Consider the following 2,610-nt stretch of genomic DNA (forward strand, 5'->3'; position numbering starts at 1 on the left):
GCTGGGAGGTCGTGGGCGAGGTGCCCGCCGCGGAGCTCGGCCGGCTCGCCGAGCGCGGGGTCGCGGCGGCGCGGGCCGGGGACCCGAGCGGGCGCCCGACCGCGGCGCTGCTCGACCAGATCGTGCTCACGGTGACCGACGACGCGTCGGGCACCGAGGTCCGCGTGCCCATGCGCTGCGTCTTCGCGCTCTCGGGCATGGGCTTCGTCGGCGCGGGCGAGCCGGACCAGGCGGTGCGGGTGTCGACCGACGGCGGGTGGCTGCGGCTGGACGCGCGCGGCGGCGCGGTCGTGCGCCGCCGCCGCGCCCAGCTCCCGCTGTTGGCCTGACGGCCTCGTGCACGGACGAGCGTGTCAGCGCAACGTGCTGCGCAGGAAGTTCAGCGTCTCGTTCCAGGCGATGGTGGCCTGCTCGGGGTCGTAGGTCCCCATGTGGTTCTCGTCGTTGAAGAACGCGTGGCCGGCCGGGTAGAGGCGGAAGTCGGGGCGGCGCCCGGACTCGGCCTCGATGCGGTCCGCGAGGGCCTTCACCGCGTCCGGCGGCGCCATCGTGTCCTGCTCGCCGAAGTGGCCGAGCATCGCTGCGGAGAGGTTCTCGAAGCTCGGGTAGTCCTCGCCGAGCACGCCGTAGAACGGCACCGCGGCGCCGATCTTGTCGCCCTGCTGGGCGGCGAGCACGAGCACGAAGCCGCCGCCCATGCAGAACCCGACCGCGCCGACCTTGCGCCCGACGACCGCGTCGTGGCCGAGCAGGAAGTCCACGGCCCCGCCGAGGTCGGTGGCCGCGCGGTCGACGGGGAGCTGCTGCATGAGCTTCCCGGCCTCGTCGGCGTCGTGGGTGGTGGTGCCGCCGTAGAGGTCCGGGGCGAGCGCGACGAAGCCCTCGGCCGCCAGCCGGTTCGTGACGTCGGCGATGTGCGACGTCAGCCCCCACCACTCCTGGATGACGACGACACCGGGCCCCGCACCGGACTCGGGGAGCGCCAGGTAGCCGTGCGCGGTGCCCCCGTTGCTGGGGAACGTGACGTTCTGCAGGGGGTTGTCCGTGGAGTTCTCGACCATGGCGGTCATCCCATCAGGGCGGCGCGCGCGGCGCCGCGTGGGCCTCAGAAGGCCTTGTTCATCATGCTCATGGCCGCCATCTCCATGTACTCCCAGATCTGGCGGTGCCGCTCGGGATCGAGGCGGGCCTCGTCGACGGCGACGCGCATGCAGCGCAGCCAGGCGTCACGCTCGAGGGGCCCGATCGCGAAGGGCGCGTGGCGCATCCGCAGGCGCGGGTGGCCGCGCTGCTGGGAGTAGGTCTGCGGGCCGCCCCAGTACTGCTCGAGGAACATGCGCAGCCGCTGCTCGGCCGGCTCGAGGTCCTCCTCGGGGTACAGCGGGCGCAGGACCGGGTCGTCGGCGACCTGCTCGTAGAACCGGTGGACGATCTGGACGAACGTCTCGTGGCCGCCGACCGCGTCGTAGAAGGTCTGGGGACTGCTCACACCCACCACCGTCTCAAATCCGGGGCCGCCACGCCGTCACCGCCCGGCCGCCGGTGCCGGCGGGGTGACGCGGAACGGGATCGGGGCGGGCACCCCGGCCGCGTCGAGGGCGGTCTTCACGGCGCCGGCGACGGCGCGCTGGACGGCCCACTGCTCCCCGGGGCGGGTGCGGACGGTGAGCCGCAGCAGGATGCCCTCGGCGGTGACCGACTGGACGCCGAGCATGTCCGGCGGGGCGAGGACCTTCCCGGCGATCGCGGCCTCGGCGCACTCCTCGGCCGCGGCCGCCCGCGCGAGCTCGGAGGTCGCGTCGACGTCGGCCGAGTGCCCCACCGGGATGTCGACGACCGCGACGGAGTAGCCCTGGCTGGAGTTCCCGACGCGCAGCACCTCGCCGTTGCGGACATACCAGACGGTCCCCGCGATGTCGCGCAGCGTCGTCACCCGGAGCCCGACGGCCTCGACGGTGCCGCTGGCCTCGCCGAGGTCGACGACGTCGCCGACGCCGTACTGGTCCTCGAGCATCATGAAGATCCCGGACAGGAAGTCCCGGACGAGGTTCTGCGCGCCGAACCCGATCGCGACGCCGACCACCCCGGCCGAGGCGATGATCGGGGCCAGGTTCACCCCGAACTCGCCGAGGATCAGCACGAACGCCACGCCGTAGACCAGCAGCGTCGTGAAGGACCGCAGCACCGACCCGATCGTCTGGGCCCGCTGGATGCGCCGCTCCACGATCTGCGGGGCGGCCTCGCGCAGGCTCGCGGCGGCGCGGTCGCGCAGCGGGCGCAGCAGGCGCGGCACCCGCCCGGTCCGCGCCCCGTCGGTGAGCCGCCGGATGGCGCGGTGCAGGACGTAGCGCAGGACGACCGCGACCACGACGATGATCAGGACCGTCGTGCCGTGCGAGACGATCGAGTCGGCCGAGCGGGAGAGCCAGTCGGCGTGGGTGTCGGCGAAGACGCGGGCGCACAGCGACCCCGCGTCGTTCGCGCAGGCGGGCGCGTCGACGGGGACCCCGGGCAGGACCGACGTGGTCTCGGCGACCGGGGGCGCGGTGGTCGGGGTCGGCGGGGTGGGCAGCGGGACCTGCGCGGGCACGTCCGTGCCGGCGTCGGGCA

At 74.3% G+C, this 2,610-nt stretch carries 4 protein-coding genes; 1 reads left to right on the plus strand and 3 read right to left on the minus strand.

Annotation, left to right across the window (positions count from 1 at the left end; all coding sequences use genetic code 11):
• A partial coding sequence (locus AC0CYZ_RS22100) for a DUF8185 domain-containing protein (RefSeq protein WP_472219289.1) occupies positions 1–329 on the plus strand: 329 nt, incomplete at its 5' end.
• A gap of 24 nt (positions 330–353) precedes the next feature.
• Here AC0CYZ_RS22100 and AC0CYZ_RS22105 read toward each other — a convergent pair.
• Genes AC0CYZ_RS22105 through AC0CYZ_RS22115 form a run of 3 tightly spaced genes read right to left on the minus strand, consistent with a single transcriptional unit; the run spans position 354 to position 2,515 of the window.
• Positions 354–1,070, minus strand: coding sequence for a dienelactone hydrolase family protein (locus AC0CYZ_RS22105; protein WP_472219291.1), 717 nt, complete (start codon positions 1,068–1,070; stop codon positions 354–356).
• A 35-nt stretch (positions 1,071–1,105) separates the two neighbouring features.
• A complete protein-coding gene (locus AC0CYZ_RS22110; RefSeq protein ID WP_472219293.1) occupies positions 1,106–1,489 on the minus strand; it encodes a globin in 384 nt (127 codons plus the stop codon).
• Positions 1,490–1,525: 36 nt separating this feature from the next.
• Positions 1,526–2,515, minus strand: coding sequence for a mechanosensitive ion channel family protein (locus AC0CYZ_RS22115; protein WP_472219296.1), 990 nt, complete (start codon positions 2,513–2,515; stop codon positions 1,526–1,528).
• Between the last annotated feature and the right edge of the window lie 95 nt (positions 2,516–2,610).

It is taken from the genome of Actinomycetospora sp. (assembly GCF_055612215.1).